This is a genomic window from Enterobacter cloacae complex sp.6700776 (assembly GCF_048284255.1).
Taxonomy (GTDB): domain Bacteria; phylum Pseudomonadota; class Gammaproteobacteria; order Enterobacterales; family Enterobacteriaceae; genus Enterobacter; species Enterobacter intestinihominis.
The window spans coordinates 1-234 of record NZ_JBLVYK010000348.1; the positions used below are offsets into that span (position 1 = coordinate 1).

Genomic DNA, 234 nt, shown 5'->3' on the forward strand with positions numbered 1-234 from the left:
TTCACTTCTGATTGCGAAAATTTGAGAGACTCGAACACACATGAGCTGTGTGTCGTTTCAATTTTCAGCTTGATCCAGATTTTTAAAGAGCAAAACTTCGCAGTGCACCTTTTCAGGTTCACTCTGAAGTTTTCTTGTGTTCGCAGTAAAGGATGGTGGAGCTATGCGGGATCGAACCGCAGACCTCCTGCGTGCAAGGCAGGCGCTCTCCCAGCTGAGCTATAGCCCCATCGT

1 tRNA gene is annotated in these 234 nt (G+C 47.9%); it reads right to left on the bottom strand.

The window, feature by feature from the left end:
- Positions 1–153: 153 nt before the first annotated feature.
- Positions 154–229, bottom strand: a tRNA-Ala gene (locus tag ACNQ0T_RS24575).
- Positions 230–234 lie beyond the last annotated feature (5 nt).